This window comes from Streptococcus mitis (assembly GCF_946190285.1).
Lineage (GTDB): Bacteria > Bacillota > Bacilli > Lactobacillales > Streptococcaceae > Streptococcus > Streptococcus mitis_CP.
On sequence record NZ_CAMHZX010000001.1, the window covers coordinates 426750 to 443857 of the forward strand.

Genomic DNA, 17108 nt, shown 5'->3' on the forward strand with positions numbered 1-17108 from the left:
CAGGCTGTACTTGAGTACGGCAAGGTGAAGCTGACGTGGTTTGAATTTGATTTTCGAAGAGTATAAAGTCCATTTCAATATACTAGAACAAACCTAGAACGGTTCCATCACTTTCAACATCCATGTTGAGAGCTGCTGGACGTTTTGGTAGGCCTGGCATGGTCATGACATCGCCAGTTAAGGCAACGATGAAGCCTGCACCTAATTTTGGCACCAATTCGCGAATGGTAATTTCAAAGTTTTCAGGTGCTCCAAGTGCATTTGGATTGTCTGAGAAGCTATACTGGGTCTTAGCCATACAGATTGGCAATTTGTCCCAACCATTTTGAACGATTTGAGCGATTTGTGTTTGAGCTTTCTTCTCAAAGTTTACTTTGCTACCACGGTAGATTTCAGTAACAATCTTTTCAATCTTTTCTTGAACAGAAAGGTCATTGTCATACAAACGTTTGTAGTTAGCTGGGTTTTCAGCGATAGTCTTGACAACTGTTTCGGCAAGTGCTACTCCACCTTCTGCGCCATCAGCCCAGACACTTGCTAGTTCAACTGGCACATCAATTGAAGCACAAAGTTCTTTCAAGGCTGCAATTTCAGCTTCTGTATCAGATACAAATTCGTTAATCGCAACAACTGCTGGAATACCGAACTTACGGATGTTCTCAACGTGGCGTTTCAAGTTAGCAAAACCTGCACGAACCGCCTCCACATTTTCCTCTGTCAGAGCATCTTTAGCCACACCACCATTCATCTTAAGAGCACGAAGGGTTGCAACAATGACAACTGCATCTGGAGATGTTGGCAAGTTTGGTGTCTTAATATCAAGGAATTTCTCGGCACCAAGGTCTGCACCAAAACCAGCTTCAGTAACTGTGTAATCAGCCAAGTGAAGGGCTGTTGTAGTTGCCAAGACAGAGTTACATCCGTGAGCGATATTGGCAAATGGACCACCGTGTACAAAGGCAGGTGTTCCGTAAATTGTCTGAACCAGGTTCGGCTTAATCGCATCCTTCAAGATCAAAGCCAAGGCACCTTCAACCTGCAAATCACCTACAGAAACTGGTGTACGGTCATAGCGATAACCGATAACGATATTAGCCAAACGGCGTTTCAAGTCCTCGATGTCTGTTGCCAAGCAAAGAATTGCCATGATTTCGGAAGCAACGGTAATGTCAAAGCCATCCTCACGAGGAATACCATTTAGAGGGCCACCAAGTCCAACGGTCACATGGCGAAGAGCACGGTCGTTCAAGTCCACAACACGTTTCCAAAGGATACGACGTTGGTCAATTCCAAGCTCATTTCCTTGGTGCAAGTGGTTGTCAATCAAGGCAGAAAGAGCATTATTAGCAGTCGTAATGGCATGCATGTCTCCAGTAAAGTGGAGATTGATGTCTTCCATTGGCAGAACTTGGGCATAACCACCACCTGCCGCACCACCCTTAATCCCCATTACTGGACCAAGAGATGGTTCGCGAATAGCAATCATAGTTTTCTTGCCAATCTTGTTCAAGGCATCCGCAAGACCAATAGTAATAGTTGATTTCCCTTCACCTGCAGGTGTTGGATTGATGGCAGTAACCAAAATCAATTTCCCAACTGGATTGCTCTCAACTGCACGAATTTTATCAAAGCTAAGCTTAGCCTTGTACTTTCCGTACAACTCCAAATCGTCGTAAGAAATACCAAGTTTCTCTACAACATCAACAATAGGCTTCAGCTCAATACTCTGTGCGATTTCAATATCTGTTTTCATTCAAAACTCCTCTAACCTCTTATATGATAATTCATTATAACACAAAACAAGATTTTTAACATCCGAAAACTCTCTAAACGTTCGTAAATATCCCTATTTTTAAGGTTTTTATAGTCCTTTCTTAAATTTTATATGGCTTTATAGTTTGAAACTATAGTAAATCTTCGTTTTTACCAAAAATTTATCGCTTTCATTTTACTTACCGTTTATTTTTGTGTACAATAGTGCTATGAAAATTTTAGTTACATCGGGCGGTACCAGTGAAGCCATCGATAGCGTCCGCTCTATCACTAACCATTCTACCGGTCGTTTGGGGAAAATCATCACAGAAACCTTGCTTGCTGCAGGGCATGAAGTTTGTTTAATAACGACAAAAAGAGCTTTGAAACCAGAATCCCATCCCAACCTAAGTATTCGAGAAATTAACAATACCAAGGACCTTCTACTGGAAATGCAAGAACGTGTTCAGGATTATCAGGTCTTGATTCACTCAATGGCCGTATCTGATTACACTCCTGTCTATATGACAGGGTTTGAGGAAGTTCAATCTAGCTCCAATCTAGAAGAATTTTTAAGCAAGCAGAATCATCAAGCTAAGATTTCTTCAACTGATGAGGTTCAGGTTTTGTTCCTAAAAAAGACACCCAAAATCATCTCTCTAGTCAAGGAATGGAATCCTGCTATTCATCTGATTGGCTTTAAACTGCTTGTTGATGTCTCTGAGGATTATCTCATCGAGATTGCCAGAAAAAGTCTTATCAAGAACCAAGCAGACTTAATCATTGCAAATGACCTGACTCAAATTTCAGCGAACCAGCATCGTGCTATCTTTGTTGAGAAAAATGAGCTTCAAACAGTCCAGACTAAAGAAGAAATTGCAGAACTCCTCCTTGAAAAGATTCAAGCCTATCATTCATAGAAAGGAAAGCTATGGCAAACATTCTCTTGGCTGTAACGGGCTCAATTGCCTCTTACAAGTCGGCAGATTTAGTCAGTTCTCTAAAAAAACAAGGTCATCAAGTCACTGTCTTAATGACCCAGGCTGCTACAGAGTTTATCCAACCTTTGACACTACAGATACTCTCACAGAATTACGTCCACTTGGATGTCATGAAGGAACCCTATCCTAATCAGGTTAATCATATTGAACTTGGCAAAAAAGCAGATTTATTTATCGTGTCCCCTGCAACTGCTAACACTATTGCAAAACTAGCCCACGGCTTTGCGGACAACATGGTGACCAGTACGGCTCTAGCCTTGCCAAGTCATATCCCAAAACTCATCGCACCAGCAATGAATACAAAAATGTATGACCATCCGGCAACTCAGGCTAATCTGAAAACATTAGAAAGCTACGGCTATCAGCTGATTGCTCCTAAGGAATCCCTACTAGCTTGTGGCGACCATGGACGAGGAGCTTTAGCCGACCTCACAATTATTTTAGAAAGAATAAAGGAAACTCTCGATGAAAAAACGCTCTAATATTGCACCTATTGCTATCTTTTTTGCAACCATGCTCGTGATACACTTTCTGAGCTCACTTATCTTTAACCTTTTTCCATTCCCAATCAAACCGACTATCGTTCATATTCCTGTCATTATTGCCAGCATTATCTACGGACCACGAGTTGGGGTTACACTTGGATTTTTGATGGGGCTACTTAGCTTGACGGTTAACACTATTACAATTCTACCGACAAGCTACCTCTTCTCACCTTTTGTACCAAACGGGAACATCTACTCAGCTATCATTGCTATCGTCCCACGTATTTTGATTGGTTTGACTCCGTATCTAGTTTATAAACTGATGAAAAATAAAACTGGTCTTATTTTAGCTGGTGCCCTTGGTTCACTGACCAACACAGTCTTTGTACTTGGTGGAATTTTCTACCTTTTTGGAAATGTTTTTGATGGTAATATCCAAAAACTCCTAGCAACCGTTATCTCAACAAATTCGATTGCTGAATTAGTCATTTCCGCAGTTCTAACCCTAGCTATTGTCCCAAGACTACAAACCTTGAAGAAATAAAAACAATCTCCGCTTTCATGCTTGAAGGTGGAGATTTTGCTCTATATCGTTACTATTATTAGTGAAATCTTTACCAATATTTAATTTAAAATGGCCTATAAACTCAAGTAAATCCTTGCTTTATTGTCTTGTTTATTGTACTATACTAGTGTATATACAGACAAAAAGGAGATTCTTATGAACACACGGAAAAAGACACAATTTATGACAATGACTGCCCTCTTAACGGCTATTGCGATTTTGATTCCAATTGTTATGCCTTTTAAGATTGTCATTCCACCTGCTTCTTACACTTTGGGAAGCCATATCGCTATTTTTATTGCCATGTTCTTGTCGCCCTTGATGGCAGTTTTTGTCATCCTAGCCTCTAGTTTTGGATTTTTGATGGCTGGCTATCCTATGGTTATCGTATTTCGAGCTTTTTCCCATATCTTTTTTGGGACTCTAGGAGCTCTTTACCTACAAAAATTCCCCGATACCCTAGATAAACCAAAAGCTTCCTGGATTTTCAACTTTGTGTTAGCGCTTGTCCATGCCCTTGCTGAAGTATTGGCCTGTGTCGTTTTTTATGCAACTTCTGGTACCAATGTAGAAAATATGTTTTATGTTCTATTTGTGCTGGTTGGATTTGGCACAATCATCCATAGTATGGTAGACTATACATTAGCACTAGCTGTCTATAAAGTGCTTCGAAAACGCCGTTAAAAGGAAAAGCTATGACAAAAGATCGCAAACAAGCTCTGCTCCAACTCTTGAAAGAAGCTCCTAAAGCCCTCAACGGCCAAAGTTTGGCGGAACATTTTCATGTCACACGTCAAGTCATTGTGCAGGACATTGCAATTTTGAGAGCCGATGGCGCTCCTATCCTATCCACTAATCGTGGCTACATCTATAAGCAAATTGAAACCAATCCTTATGTTCACAAACTTTTCAAAGTGAAACATGAAGTTGAAGAAATCGGTCAAGAACTCCTTGCTATCGTAGATAATGGCGGACGTGTTCAAAACACCTTGATTGACCATCCCGTTTATGGAGAAATTGAAACCTTGCTGAAACTGTCTTGCCGCCGAGACGTTCAACATTTTCTAGAACAAGTCGAGCATTCTGATTTTAAACCTTTATCTGAATTGACAGATGGTATCCATTACCACCTAGTTGAAGCCGAAACACAACAAGACCTCCACTATATCGAGGAGGCCTTGGATCAGCTCGGTTATTTAGTAAAAGACTAGAAAATTTTCTTTTCCCAATCGTCTTCTGTACGGTGGCGGTAGAAAAACTCTGACTTGTCAGGAGCTTCCATCATTTCCATCAAAGGTAGCATATCATAGGCCAGATCCAAGTTTGGAATCTGGTCTTTTTGAATCCAAGAAACTTCTCCTTCATCTGAAGAGCGAAGGCTACCAGAGAACTCAGTCGCCTTATAACAAATGACAATATAGCGCCCACCTGTATCTAGTGGCCAATTTTTAATGCCGACAAGTTGAGGATTTTGAATAGTCAACCCTGTTTCTTCATAGATTTCACGAATAACAGACTCTGCGAAAGATTCGCCATTTTCTACATGGCCTCCAGGAAAGGCATAACCAGACCAGCGATTGTTTTCAGGGGCGCGATATTGCATAACCACGCGCTGAGTTTCGAGATCTTCAATCAGACAAATATTTGTTAAAATCGTTAATTGGGAACGGGACATATTTTCTCCTTTAGGTAATATTCTAATCCAACGCCTTGACTTCCAGCATCATATCACGAATCTGAGCTGCTAGTTCAAAGTCAAGCACTTCGACGGCTTCTTGCATTTGTTTTTCTAGTTTCTTGACAAGTTCCTTACGTTCTTGTTTGTTGAGGCTATTGATATCGACTTCCTTGTCTTCTTCCTTAGCAACCGCCTTGGTTACGGCAATAAGGTCTCGGATTTCTTTCTTAATGGTTTGTGGAACGATACCATGTTCTTCATTATAGGCCATCTGGATTTTCCGACGGCGAGCCGTTTCATCAATGGCACGTTGCATTGACTGGGTAACCGTGTCCGCATACATGATGACATGACCTTCACTGTTACGAGCAGCACGACCAATGGTCTGGATAAGACCACGCTCATTACGAAGGAAACCTTCCTTGTCAGCATCGAGAATAGCTACGAGACTCACTTCGGGAACGTCAATCCCTTCACGGAGCAGGTTGATTCCGACCAAGACATCAAAGACACCCAAACGCAGATCTCGGATAATCTCTGTCCGCTCTAAAGTCTTGATATCCGAGTGCATATACTTGACCTTGATACCCATTTCTTTGAAGTAGTCGGTTAAGTCCTCTGCCATCTTCTTGGTTAAGGTTGTGATAAAGGTACGCTCATTCTTCTCAACACGGGCATTAATTTCACCTAAGAGATCATCAATCTGTCCCATAGTCGGACGAACTTCCACCTCAGGATCCAAAAGACCTGTTGGTCGAATGATTTGCTCAATCACTGTCTCGGTCTGTTCATTTTCATAGTCACCAGGTGTCGCTGAAACGTAAACAATCTGATGCACATGGCTTTCAAACTCTTCACGACGGAGAGGTCGATTGTCCAAAGCTGATGGCAAACGGAAACCATAATTAACCAGCATCTCCTTACGCGAACGGTCCCCATTGTGCATGCCCTTGATTTGCCCCATTGTCATGTGGCTCTCATCAATCATAATTAAGAAATCATCTGGGAAGAAGTCGAGAAGCGTATAAGGAGGCTCACCCTCACTCCGTCCATCCATGTGACGTGAATAGTTCTCAACCCCGTTGGTATAGCCCATCTCACGCAGCATTTCGATATCATACTCTGTCCGCTGTTTCAAACGCTGGGCTTCCAGCAGTTTTCCTTCCTTCTCAAAGACAGCTAACTGCTCCTCCAACTCGGCCTGAATCTTGGCAATGGCAACTTCCATGTGGTCATCATTGGTCACAAAGTGAGTAGCTGGGAAAATCGCCAAATGATCCACTTCTCCCAACACCTGACCTGTCAGAGCCTCAACTTCACGAATACGGTCAATTTCATCTCCAAAGAATTCTACTCGAAAGGCGTGTTCATCACGAGATGCTGGGAAAATCTCTACTACATCCCCACGCACACGAAATCTTCCGCGTTGGAAATCAATATCATTTCGCTCAAACTGAATATCGACCAAGTCATTTAAGAGTTTATCACGAGAAATTTCAAGACCTGGACGGAGACTAACGACACTATCAGCGTATTCCTTGGGCGAACCCAGACCATAGATACAAGAGACGGAAGCTACGACGATAACATCATTACGCTCCAGAAGGGCTGAAGTCGCTGAGTGACGAAGTTTGTCAATCTCATCATTGACAGAGCTATCCTTTTCAATATAGGTATCGCTAGAAGGGACATAGGCCTCAGGTTGGTAATAATCATAGTAAGACACAAAGTACTCAACAGCATTCTCAGGGAAAAATTCCTTAAACTCCCCATAGAGCTGGCCTGCTAGAGTTTTATTGTGGGCAATAACCAGAGTTGGTTTATTGACTTTGGAAATGACTTGACTCATGGTATAGGTCTTCCCTGTACCAGTCGCCCCCATCAGAATCTGAGCTTTTTCTCCACCCTCGATATTATCAACCAACTGCTCAATAGCTTGAGGTTGGTCTCCTGAAGGTTGATATTTTGATACTAGTTTAAATTGATTATCTGTAATGCGATTGATCATAAGAATCCTCTCTCGATGTGCTATTCCTATTTTAGCATACTTGTAGCATTTTCACGAAGAAAAGGACGGACCGAAGTCACATCCTTTCATTTTCTTTCTTCAATTGATAAGCGAGATAGACAATCAAAAGTAACAAGACTAAACTTGTCATGATAGAACCTTCAATCCCAAAAGATCCTCCTGATAACCAGCCTTGATTACCTTGTGGTAAAAAGGTCATCAATGACGTTCCTGATGGTTGACCACTAACTAAAATCCCAAAAAGATTTCCCTGAGCAAAATTCCAGGCGCCATGAATACCTGCAACACCCCAAACTGTATCTGTTTTGAGGAGGTAAAGTGACATGGCAACTCCGAATAAAAAGAGATTCACTAGAGATAAAGGTGTAAGACCAGAATTCCCAGCATGGAGCAAAGTAAAGAATAGGCTAGATATAAGAACAGCAAGTTTTAGATTGGTTCTTGAGGCCAATTGAGGAAGGAGCCAGGCACGGGACACCACTTCTTCTGCTGTCCCCTGTAGGATCCAAAATGGGATAGTAAAAATGATAAAGGCAAGCGAATAAGGATTCAAATGAATGGACTCAAAACGATATTGCCCCAAGGCCACTAAACCTAACAAGGTCAGAAGAAAAAGTGCTAGACCTAGCCCAAATCCTTTCAGAAGATTGCTGAGGAAATTCTCTCTATAAAATCCCAAAGTTCGAATAGGTCTTTTCTCAACTTTTTTAGTCCATCTGAACACAGTGTTGAGAATAAAACCAAAGGCCAGCAATTCTAAAATTAAATGAAAGTCACTTGTTTTATCCATCAAGCCCTGCTGCAAGGTCTGCAAGTAAGTTGCAAAAGCTTGACCAGCCTCTCCAAAATTTCTAGCAAGTCCGATGAGAGCTAACAAACTAATACCATATAAAGTATAAGCCACAAACTCTCCTATGAAGACAAAAGCAAAGGCTAACAAGGGGCTTGTGTAAATGTTTAAACTCATTTTTGAAGCTTGGAAGTCTTTAAATATTCTTTTGTTCTTCATCTCCCTGTCCTCTTTTCTTCTATTATATACTATTATTATAGCACTTTATAGTAGCAATTCAAGAAAGAAAAAATCAATGTTATATTTTCTGACACAAAACTATAAAAATTTGCCTTTTTTTACTTTTTCTGATATAATGGGAAAATATTCGGAAAAGGAGACTAAAAATGAAGAAAAAATTTCTAGCATTTTTGCTAATTTTATTCCCAATTTTCTCATTAGGTATTGCGAAAGCAGAGACGATTAAGATTGTGTCTGATACCGCCTACGCACCTTTTGAGTTTAAAGATTCAGATCAAACTTATAAAGGAATTGATGTTGACATTATCAACAAAGTCGCTGAGATTAAAGGATGGAACATTCAGATGTCCTATCCTGGATTTGACGCAGCGGTAAATGCGGTTCAAGCTGGTCAAGCTGACGCTATCATGGCGGGGATGACAAAAACTAAAGAACGTGAAAAAGTCTTCACCATGTCTGATACTTACTATGATACAAAAGTTGTCATCGCAACTACAAAGGCACACAAGATTAGCAAGTACGACCAATTAACTGGCAAAACTGTTGGTGTTAAAAACGGAACTGCTGCTCAACGTTTTCTTGAAACAATCAAAGATAAATACAGCTTTACTATTAAAACATTTGACACTAGTGATTTGATGAACAACAGCTTGAGTGCTGGTGCCATCGATGCCATGATGGATGACAAACCTGTTATCGAATATGCCATTAACCAAGGTCAAGACCTCCATATTGAAATGGATGGTGAAGCTGTAGGAAGTTTTGCTTTCGGTGTTAAAAAAGGAAGCAAATACGAGCACCTGGTTACTGAATTTAACCAAGCCTTGGCTGAAATGAAAAAAGATGGTAGTCTTGATAAGATCATCAAGAAATGGACCGCTTCATCATCTTCAGCAGTGCCAACCACAACTACTGCAGCAGGTCTAAAAGCAACTCCTGTTAAAGCTAAATACATCATTGCCAGTGATTCTTCTTTTGCACCTTTTGTGTTCCAAAACTCAAGTAACCAATTTACTGGTATTGATATGGACTTGATTAAGGCAATCGCTAAAGATCAAGGTTTTGAAATTGAAATCACCAACCCTGGTTTCGATGCCGCTATCAGTGCTGTTCAAGCTGGACAAGCTGATGGTATCATTGCTGGTATGTCTGTCACAGATGCTCGTAAGGCAACTTTTGACTTCTCAGAATCATACTACACTGCTAATACTATCCTTGGTGTCAAAGAATCAAGTACCATTGCTTCTTATGAAGATTTGAAAGGGAAGACGGTCGGTGTTAAAAACGGAACTGCTTCTCAAACCTTCCTAACAGAAAATCAAAGCAAATACGGTTACAAAATCAAAACCTTTGCTGATGGTTCTTCAATGTATGACAGTTTAAATACTGGTGCCATCGATGCGGTTATGGATGATGAACCTGTTCTCAAATATTCTATCAGCCAAGGTCAAAAATTGAAAACCCCAATCTCTGGAACTCCAATCGGTGAAACAGCCTTTGCCGTTAAAAAAGGAGCAAATCCAGAATTGATTGAAATGTTCAATAACGGACTTGCAAACCTTAAAGCAAACGGAGAATTCCAAAAGATTCTTGATAAATACCTAGCTAGCGAATCTTCATCTGCATCAACAAGCACTGTTGATGAAACAACAATCTGGGGCTTGCTTCAAAACAACTACAAACAACTCCTTAGCGGTCTTGGTATCACTCTTGCTCTAGCTCTTATCTCATTTGCTATTGCCATTGTTATCGGGATTATCTTCGGTATGTTTAGCGTTAGCCCCTACAAATCTCTTCGTGTGATTTCTGAGATTTTCGTTGATGTTATCCGTGGTATTCCATTGATGATTCTTGCAGCCTTCATCTTCTGGGGAATTCCAAACTTCATCGAGTCTATCACAGGCCAACAAAGCCCAATTAACGACTTCGTAGCTGGTACCATTGCCCTATCGCTCAATGCAGCTGCTTATATCGCTGAGATCGTTCGTGGTGGTATTCAGGCCGTTCCAGTTGGCCAAATGGAAGCCAGCCGAAGCTTGGGGATCTCTTATGGAAAAACCATGCGTAAGATTATCTTGCCACAAGCCACTAAATTGATGTTGCCAAACTTTGTCAACCAATTCGTTATCGCTCTTAAAGATACAACCATCGTATCTGCTATCGGTTTGGTGGAACTCTTCCAAACTGGTAAGATTATCATCGCCCGTAACTACCAAAGTTTCAAGATGTATGCAATCCTTGCTATCTTCTATCTTGTAATTATCACACTTTTGACTAGACTAGCGAAACGCTTAGAAAAGAGGATTCGTTAATGGCAAAACTAAAAATTGATGTAAATGATTTACACAAGCACTATGGAAAAAATGAGGTTTTAAAAGGAATTACGACTAAGTTCTATGAAGGAGATGTTGTTTGTATCATCGGTCCTTCAGGTTCTGGTAAATCGACCTTCCTTCGTAGCCTCAACCTTCTAGAAGAAGTTACGAGTGGTCACATCACTGTGAACGGTTATGACTTAACTGAAAAAACAACCAATGTTGACCACGTCCGTGAAAATATCGGAATGGTGTTCCAACACTTCAACCTTTTCCCTCATATGTCTGTATTGGACAATATCACCTTTGCTCCTGTTGAGCACAAGTTAATGACTAAGGAAGAAGCTGAGAAATTGGGAATGGAGTTGCTTGAGAAGGTTGGGCTAGCAGATAAAGCTAATGCTAACCCAGATAGCCTATCAGGTGGTCAAAAACAACGTGTGGCTATCGCTCGTGGACTAGCAATGAATCCAGACATCATGCTCTTTGATGAACCAACTTCTGCCCTTGACCCTGAGATGGTTGGAGACGTACTAAACGTTATGAAGGAATTGGCTGAGCAAGGTATGACCATGATTATCGTAACCCATGAGATGGGATTTGCCCGTCAGGTTGCTAACCGCGTTATCTTTACTGCAGACGGTGAATTCCTTGAAGACGGAACACCTGATCAAATCTTTGATAACCCACAACACCCACGTCTGAAAGAATTCTTGGACAAGGTCTTAAACGTCTAAACGCAAACTGTAAGGATTTCCTTGCAGTTTTTTTCTATCTCGTATTGGATTTTTTGATTTTTCGGAAAATTATGTTAGAATTAAGTTTATGAAATGAGATTTCCTCATACCTAGCAAGACTAGGAATAAAAATAGAAATTAGGTAGCTAGATGTCATCTAAGGTTATTGTTACAATTTTTGGTGCGAGTGGAGACCTGGCTAAACGCAAGCTCTACCCTTCCCTTTTTAGACTATATAAATCCGGCAATCTTTCCGAGCACTTTGCAGTCATTGGAACTGCTCGTCGTCCTTGGAGCAAGGAATATTTTGAATCTGTTGTAGTCGAATCGATCCTTGATTTGGCAGATAGTACCGAACAGGCTCAAGAGTTCGCTAGCCACTTCTACTATCAAAGTCATGATGTCAATGATACAGAACACTACATTGCTCTACGTCAATTGCAGGCTGAACTAAATGACAAGTACCAAGCTGAACACAACAAGCTCTTCTTCTTGTCTATGGCACCTCAGTTCTTTGGAACTATCGCAAAACACCTCAAGTCTGAAAACATTGTTGACGGTAAAGGTTTTGAACGCTTAATCGTTGAAAAACCATTTGGTACAGATTACGCAACTGCAAGCAAGTTGAATGACGAGCTCCTAGCAACATTTGATGAAGAACAAATTTTCCGTATTGACCATTATCTTGGTAAGGAAATGATTCAAAGCATCTTTGCAGTCCGCTTTGCAAACTTGATTTTTGAAAACGTTTGGAACAAGGACTTTATCGACAATGTTCAAATTACCTTTGCTGAGCGCTTGGGTGTAGAAGAACGTGGTGGCTACTATGACCAATCTGGTGCACTCCGTGACATGGTCCAAAACCACACTCTACAACTCCTTTCTCTCCTTGCTATGGACAAGCCAGCAAGCTTCACAAAAGATGAGATTCGTGCTGAAAAGATTAAGGTCTTTAAAAACCTCTATCATCCAACGGATGAAGAGCTTAAAGAACACTTTATCCGTGGTCAATACCGTTCAGGTAAGATTGATGGCATGAAATATATCTCTTATCGTAGTGAGCCAAATGTGAATCCAGAATCTACAACTGAAACCTTTGCATCTGGTGCCTTCTTTGTAGACAGCGATCGCTTCCGTAGTGTTCCTTTCTTCTTCCGTACTGGTAAACGACTGACTGAAAAAGGAACTCATGTCAACATCGTCTTTAAACAAATGGACTCTATCTTTGGTGAACCACTTGCTCCAAATATTTTGACCATCTATATCCAACCAACAGAAGGCTTCTCTCTTAGCCTAAATGGGAAACAAGTAGGAGAAGAATTCAACTTAGCTCCTAACTCACTTGATTACCGCACAGATGCGACCGCAACTGGTGCTTCTCCAGAACCATACGAGAAATTGATTTATGATGTCCTAAACAACAACTCAACTAACTTTAGCCACTGGGATGAAGTTGGTGCGTCATGGAAATTGATTGACCGTATCGAAGAGCTCTGGGCCGAAAATGGTGCCCCACTTCATGACTATAAAGCTGGAAGCATGGGACCTCAAGCAAGCTTTGACTTACTTGAAAAATTCGGTGCCAAATGGACTTGGCAACCAGATATCGCCTATCGTCAAGATGGCCGTTTAGAATAAAAAAATCCTGCAAGTTTGTACCTTGCAGGATTTTTACTTCTGATTAGATTAAGCCTTCCAAGAGACCTTTCATAAAGTTTTCTGAGTTAAACTCTCCAATATCATCGATTTTTTCACCAAAACCAATCAATTTTACAGGAATATTGAGCTCTTCTCGGATAGCTAGTACAACACCACCTCGAGCAGTTCCGTCAATCTTAGTCAAGACAATTCCTGTCAAAGGGGTAATTTTCGAAAATTCTTTGGCCTGTACCAGAGCATTTTGACCTGTTGATGCATCAAGTGCCAAGAAGGTTTCATGCGGAGCTTCTGGAACAACACGCTTGATGATACGACCAATCTTTTCCAACTCAGCCATGAGATTGTCCTTGTTTTGCAGACGACCAGCGGTGTCAATCATAAGAATATCGATACCTTCAGCTACTGCTCGTTCCATCCCATCAAAGACAACGCTAGCTGGATCAGCTTTTTCAGGTCCAGTTACAACTGGAACGTCAACACGACGACCCCATTCAGCAAGCTGGGCTACTGCCCCCGCACGGAAGGTATCTGCTGCTACTAGCATGACTTTTTTGCCAGCTTGCTTGTAACGATGAGCTAATTTCCCAATAGAAGTTGTTTTCCCGACACCATTAACACCAACAAAGAGCATAACTGTCAAACCATCTTGGAAATGGATTTGTTCATCGTAGTTGCCATCCTTTTCGTAGAGTTCAACCAATTTCTCGATAATGACACGGCGAAGTGCGTCAGGTTTCTTGGCGTTTTCAAGCTTGGCTTCGTAGCGTAGCTCCTCTGTTAAGTTAGATGCAACCTGGACACCAACGTCACTCATGATAAGCAGTTCTTCCAATTCCTCGAAGAATTCTTCGTCAACAGAGCGGAAATTTGCAAAGAAAGCATTCAAACGAGCACCGAAGCCTGTACGAGTCTTCTTAAGACTGCGATCATATTTTTCCTGAACAGTTTCTTCTGCTTGAGGCCTTTCTGCTTCAAGCACCTCAGAACTATTTTCTTCTACAGTTTCTAGAAACTCAGGATTCTCTTCCTCTGGGACTTCTTCTGAGTTTAGCAATTCTTCGACTTCTTCTTGAGAAACTTCTACAACTGGCTCTAAATTGTTATTTTCTTCAACTGTCTCTTGATTTTCGTCTTCTTCAAACACAGCTTCTTCAGAACTTTCAACTTCTGCTTCTTCATGAGAAAGTTCCTTAGCTTCTGTTAAGGCAGGCTCAACATCTTCAGACAAATCAAGATTTTCCAGAGCTTCTTTTACAACTTCTTCGATTTTAGGTTCTTCTTTTTTTCCGAATAGACGGTCAAATAATCCCATATCTTAGTTCTCCTTTAGCACATATTCTTCGATAGCCCAGGCGACAGCCTCTTCATCATTGGTCATTGGAGTTACCACATTTGCGACTGCCTTGACTTCAGGAACAGCATTTTGCATGGCAACACCAAGCCCTGCCCATTCAATCATAGAAAGGTCATTAGCCTCATCACCACAGGCCATAACTTGGCTTTGGTCGATTCCAAGATGGCTGATTAGTTTTGCCAAACCTATTGCTTTATGAACATTCTTTGGTGACCACTCTAGCAACATTTCACGTGATTTAAAGATTTCATATTGGTCAAACAATTCTGGAGAAATCTTTTGAATAGCTGCATCCAAGGGTTCTTGAGCAAAGGCAGTCACGCATTTGTTGTAGGTCATTTGACTAGACAAGTCTGCAAAGTCCACTGGAACAAAAGTCAAAGCTGGATTAAATTTGGCATAAAGACTTTCTTGGTCGGAGTGAATTTGATAAACAGTTCCTTCTGAGATAGCATCAAGAGGCAGTGATAATTTCTCTGTTTCCTCATACAAGCGTGCCACATCATCATAGGAAAAGACTGTCTTATCAAGGATTTCACCTGTATTTTTCTGAACCAAACCACCATTAAAAGTAATCGTATACTCATCTTCGTGGCCGTCAGTCCCTAGCTCATGGAGAAAGAAATCCATAGCTTTTAAAGGGCGACCAGTTGTCAATACGACCTTAATACCACGATCACGCGCAGCTTTCAAAGTTGCCTTGGTACGATCCGTCAGCCTTTTATCAGTAGTCAGCAAGGTCCCATCTAAGTCCAATGCAATCAATTTTATATCTGCCATTATAAACCCTCCATATAAGCTATAACCGACTGGTCCTTATGGTGACCAATCACTGTCTCTGCTAATTCTAAAATTTCTGGTCGTGCATTTTCAGGAGCTACAGGATGTCCCACAACCTGCATCATATGTAAGTCATTAAGATTGTCTCCAAAAGCCATAACCTGATCCATTGTGATGCCAAGTTTTTTAGCCAATTCAACAATGGCCACTCCCTTATCGACATAGTCCAGAACAATATCAATAGATTCAAAGCCAGTTGTCATGGCCTTAACACCAGGAACATGTTCATTGACCCAAGCTTCACCAGCTTCCAGCGTTTCTTCTGTGAAGTTGGTTGTAAATTTGAAAATGTCATCTGTAATATCTTCTAGACTCGCTACTTTTTGGATATTTTCATTATAGTGCTGACTCACTTTTAAATAGGTCTCATCAACCGTATCTAGCACATAAGAACCCTTCTTACCCGTCAAGAGCAGTTTATTGATGTCTACATAAGGTGAAGTTTTCAGCCTTTCAAAAGTTGATAGATAAAAGTCACGAGACATGGTCGCTTCATACAAGTCCTGACCTTGATATTCGACCAAACTGCCATTTTCCGCGATAAAAATAATGTCATCACGAACATCAGCAAATAATTTTTCTAGAGACAGAAATCCGCGCCCTGAAGCTACTGCAAAGTAAATCCCTTTTTCCTTGTAGGAAGTTAAGAGAGACTTGAGGCGGTCCATATCAAAGCGTCCATTCTCATCTAGGAAGGTTCCGTCCATATCCGTTGCTACTAGTTTAATCATAAAATCTTTCTTACTCCGATTAGTAAATCTACCTCCTATTATACCATAGATAAGTAGAAAAAGGACTAGTCTATCAGCTTTGCTTCTCTTTTATCCTTCTCTACTAGTTAGTGCTGTTTCTAACTTTTAGAAAAGCTCGTAAAATTAAAATCGTGCAACTTTTTTCAGATACTTTTAAAAGATTGATTTCATTACCTCTTTCCTTTATACTGGATAAAAAGGAGAATAGTATGTCAGAAACAAATCACGAAATCGATTCAAATTTTGCAGGTCGTTTAAATATCCTGCGTGCGGGCGTTCTTGGTGCCAATGATGGGATTATTTCTATTGCTGGTGTGGTTATCGGGGTTGCCAGTGCTACAAGCAATATCTGGATTATCTTTTTATCAGGCTTTGCGGCTATCTTGGCTGGTGCCTTTTCTATGGCTGGTGGAGAATATGTTTCGGTTTCAACTCAAAAAGATACCGAGGAAGCAGCTGTTGCGCGTGAGCAAGTCTTGCTAGACCAAGATATGGAACTAGCCAAAAAGTCCCTCTATGCTGCCTATATCCAAAATGGAGAATGTGAAACCTCTGCCCAACTCTTGACCAACAAGGCCTTTCTTAAAAATCCACTCAAGGCTTTAGTAGAGGAAAAATACGGGATTGAGTATGAAGAATTTACCAATCCTTGGCATGCTGCCATTTCTAGCTTTGTTGCCTTTTTCCTTGGAAGTTTGCCTCCAATGCTCTCAGTAACCATTTTCCCAAGTGAGTACCGCATTCCTGCTACTGTCCTTATCGTCGGTGTGGCCCTTCTTCTCACTGGTTACACTAGTGCCAAACTTGGAAAAGCCCCAACCAAAACAGCTATGATTCGGAACCTAGCTATTGGTCTCTTAACTATGGGAGTTACCTTCTTACTTGGACAACTTTTCAGCATTTAGAACACA

General features: G+C 41.0%; 16 protein-coding genes. 9 read left to right on the forward strand and 7 right to left on the reverse strand.

The features are described from left to right. Nucleotides 1-82: 82 nt before the first annotated feature. Entirely contained in the window at nucleotides 83-1753 is a 1671-nt protein-coding gene (locus N8L39_RS02070) for a formate--tetrahydrofolate ligase (protein ID WP_117305342.1), read from the reverse strand. 229 nt (nucleotides 1754-1982) lie between these two features. Between N8L39_RS02070 and coaB the strand changes: the two genes are divergently transcribed. The 5 genes from coaB (at nucleotide 1983) to N8L39_RS02095 (ending at nucleotide 5014) form a co-directional block, all read left to right on the forward strand. Further along, nucleotides 1983-2672, forward strand: coding sequence for a phosphopantothenate--cysteine ligase (gene coaB / locus N8L39_RS02075; RefSeq protein WP_261009824.1), 690 nt, complete (start codon nucleotides 1983-1985; stop codon nucleotides 2670-2672). 11 nt (nucleotides 2673-2683) lie between these two features. Further along, a complete protein-coding gene (gene coaC, locus N8L39_RS02080) occupies nucleotides 2684-3235 on the forward strand; it encodes a phosphopantothenoylcysteine decarboxylase (protein ID WP_261009823.1) in 552 nt (183 codons plus the stop codon). Further along, nucleotides 3219-3782: an ECF transporter S component gene (locus tag N8L39_RS02085; protein WP_000747412.1), complete on the forward strand. Its 564-nt coding sequence runs from the start codon at nucleotides 3219-3221 to the stop codon at nucleotides 3780-3782. The genes coaC and N8L39_RS02085 overlap by 17 nt, the downstream gene beginning before the upstream one ends. Before the next feature lie 177 nt (nucleotides 3783-3959). Then, nucleotides 3960-4487 (forward strand): ECF transporter S component, encoded by a 528-nt coding sequence (locus N8L39_RS02090; protein ID WP_001097393.1) that lies wholly within the window; start codon nucleotides 3960-3962, stop codon nucleotides 4485-4487. Between the two features lie 11 nt (nucleotides 4488-4498). Continuing rightward, nucleotides 4499-5014, forward strand: coding sequence for a transcription repressor NadR (locus tag N8L39_RS02095; RefSeq protein ID WP_247934824.1), 516 nt, complete (start codon nucleotides 4499-4501; stop codon nucleotides 5012-5014). Here N8L39_RS02095 and N8L39_RS02100 read toward each other — a convergent pair. The 3 genes from N8L39_RS02100 to N8L39_RS02110 form a co-directional block, all read right to left on the reverse strand. Beyond that, entirely contained in the window at nucleotides 5011-5478 is a 468-nt protein-coding gene (locus N8L39_RS02100) for an 8-oxo-dGTP diphosphatase (RefSeq protein WP_261009822.1), read from the reverse strand. The two genes, N8L39_RS02095 and N8L39_RS02100, sit on opposite strands and share 4 nt — an antisense overlap. Before the next feature lie 22 nt (nucleotides 5479-5500). Then, the gene (uvrB, locus tag N8L39_RS02105) at nucleotides 5501-7489 is read right to left on the reverse strand and encodes an excinuclease ABC subunit UvrB (protein ID WP_261009821.1); all 1989 of its coding nucleotides are present in this window, start codon (nucleotides 7487-7489) and stop codon (nucleotides 5501-5503) included. A 76-nt stretch (nucleotides 7490-7565) separates the two neighbouring features. Beyond that, entirely contained in the window at nucleotides 7566-8519 is a 954-nt protein-coding gene (locus N8L39_RS02110; RefSeq protein WP_261009820.1) for a CPBP family intramembrane glutamic endopeptidase, read from the reverse strand. A 167-nt stretch (nucleotides 8520-8686) separates the two neighbouring features. On the opposite strand from N8L39_RS02110, the gene N8L39_RS02115 reads away from it, so the two are divergent. The 3 genes from N8L39_RS02115 (at nucleotide 8687) to zwf (ending at nucleotide 13230) form a co-directional block, all read left to right on the forward strand. Next, nucleotides 8687-10852, forward strand: coding sequence for an ABC transporter substrate-binding protein/permease (locus N8L39_RS02115; protein ID WP_261009819.1), 2166 nt, complete (start codon nucleotides 8687-8689; stop codon nucleotides 10850-10852). Next, nucleotides 10852-11592 carry an amino acid ABC transporter ATP-binding protein gene (locus tag N8L39_RS02120; protein ID WP_261009818.1) on the forward strand — a complete coding sequence of 247 codons (741 nt, stop codon included), beginning with the start codon at nucleotides 10852-10854 and terminating at the stop codon, nucleotides 11590-11592. The genes N8L39_RS02115 and N8L39_RS02120 overlap by 1 nt, the downstream gene beginning before the upstream one ends. A 150-nt stretch (nucleotides 11593-11742) precedes the next feature. Continuing rightward, the gene (gene zwf / locus N8L39_RS02125; RefSeq protein ID WP_261009817.1) at nucleotides 11743-13230 is read left to right on the forward strand and encodes a glucose-6-phosphate dehydrogenase; all 1488 of its coding nucleotides are present in this window, start codon (nucleotides 11743-11745) and stop codon (nucleotides 13228-13230) included. 43 nt (nucleotides 13231-13273) lie between these two features. Here the strand turns inward: zwf and ftsY are convergent, their stop codons facing one another. From ftsY to N8L39_RS02140, 3 genes are read right to left on the reverse strand one after another with little or no spacing between them, the layout of a single operon-like run. Next, the gene (gene ftsY / locus N8L39_RS02130) at nucleotides 13274-14563 is read right to left on the reverse strand and encodes a signal recognition particle-docking protein FtsY (RefSeq protein ID WP_261009816.1); all 1290 of its coding nucleotides are present in this window, start codon (nucleotides 14561-14563) and stop codon (nucleotides 13274-13276) included. A gap of 3 nt (nucleotides 14564-14566) precedes the next feature. Continuing rightward, nucleotides 14567-15385 carry a Cof-type HAD-IIB family hydrolase gene (locus N8L39_RS02135; RefSeq protein WP_261009815.1) on the reverse strand — a complete coding sequence of 273 codons (819 nt, stop codon included), beginning with the start codon at nucleotides 15383-15385 and terminating at the stop codon, nucleotides 14567-14569. Further along, the gene (locus tag N8L39_RS02140) at nucleotides 15385-16176 is read right to left on the reverse strand and encodes a Cof-type HAD-IIB family hydrolase (protein WP_261009814.1); all 792 of its coding nucleotides are present in this window, start codon (nucleotides 16174-16176) and stop codon (nucleotides 15385-15387) included. The genes N8L39_RS02135 and N8L39_RS02140 overlap by 1 nt, the downstream gene beginning before the upstream one ends. Nucleotides 16177-16406: 230 nt before the next feature. Between N8L39_RS02140 and N8L39_RS02145 the strand changes: the two genes are divergently transcribed. Further along, nucleotides 16407-17102, forward strand: coding sequence for a VIT1/CCC1 transporter family protein (locus N8L39_RS02145; protein ID WP_261009813.1), 696 nt, complete (start codon nucleotides 16407-16409; stop codon nucleotides 17100-17102). Nucleotides 17103-17108: the final 6 nt, after the last annotated feature.

Excerpts from the sequence above, each read along its gene's own strand:
- zwf (WP_261009817.1), top strand. The coding sequence starts at position 11,743 with ATGTCATCTAAGGTTATTGTTACAATTTTTGGTGCGAGTGGAGACCTG.
- N8L39_RS02085 (WP_000747412.1), top strand. The coding sequence starts at position 3,219 with ATGAAAAAACGCTCTAATATTGCACCTATTGCTATCTTTTTTGCAACC.
- N8L39_RS02115 (WP_261009819.1), top strand. The coding sequence starts at position 8,687 with ATGAAGAAAAAATTTCTAGCATTTTTGCTAATTTTATTCCCAATTTTC.
- coaB (WP_261009824.1), top strand. The coding sequence starts at position 1,983 with ATGAAAATTTTAGTTACATCGGGCGGTACCAGTGAAGCCATCGATAGC.
- N8L39_RS02120 (WP_261009818.1), top strand. The coding sequence starts at position 10,852 with ATGGCAAAACTAAAAATTGATGTAAATGATTTACACAAGCACTATGGA.
- N8L39_RS02090 (WP_001097393.1), top strand. The coding sequence starts at position 3,960 with ATGAACACACGGAAAAAGACACAATTTATGACAATGACTGCCCTCTTA.
- N8L39_RS02100 (WP_261009822.1), bottom strand. The coding sequence starts at position 5,478 with ATGTCCCGTTCCCAATTAACGATTTTAACAAATATTTGTCTGATTGAA.
- N8L39_RS02110 (WP_261009820.1), bottom strand. The coding sequence starts at position 8,519 with ATGAAGAACAAAAGAATATTTAAAGACTTCCAAGCTTCAAAAATGAGT.
- N8L39_RS02135 (WP_261009815.1), bottom strand. The coding sequence starts at position 15,385 with ATGGCAGATATAAAATTGATTGCATTGGACTTAGATGGGACCTTGCTG.
- N8L39_RS02070 (WP_117305342.1), bottom strand. The coding sequence starts at position 1,753 with ATGAAAACAGATATTGAAATCGCACAGAGTATTGAGCTGAAGCCTATT.
- uvrB (WP_261009821.1), bottom strand. The coding sequence starts at position 7,489 with ATGATCAATCGCATTACAGATAATCAATTTAAACTAGTATCAAAATAT.
- coaC (WP_261009823.1), top strand. The coding sequence starts at position 2,684 with ATGGCAAACATTCTCTTGGCTGTAACGGGCTCAATTGCCTCTTACAAG.
- N8L39_RS02140 (WP_261009814.1), bottom strand. The coding sequence starts at position 16,176 with ATGATTAAACTAGTAGCAACGGATATGGACGGAACCTTCCTAGATGAG.
- N8L39_RS02145 (WP_261009813.1), top strand. The coding sequence starts at position 16,407 with ATGTCAGAAACAAATCACGAAATCGATTCAAATTTTGCAGGTCGTTTA.
- ftsY (WP_261009816.1), bottom strand. The coding sequence starts at position 14,563 with ATGGGATTATTTGACCGTCTATTCGGAAAAAAAGAAGAACCTAAAATC.
- N8L39_RS02095 (WP_247934824.1), top strand. The coding sequence starts at position 4,499 with ATGACAAAAGATCGCAAACAAGCTCTGCTCCAACTCTTGAAAGAAGCT.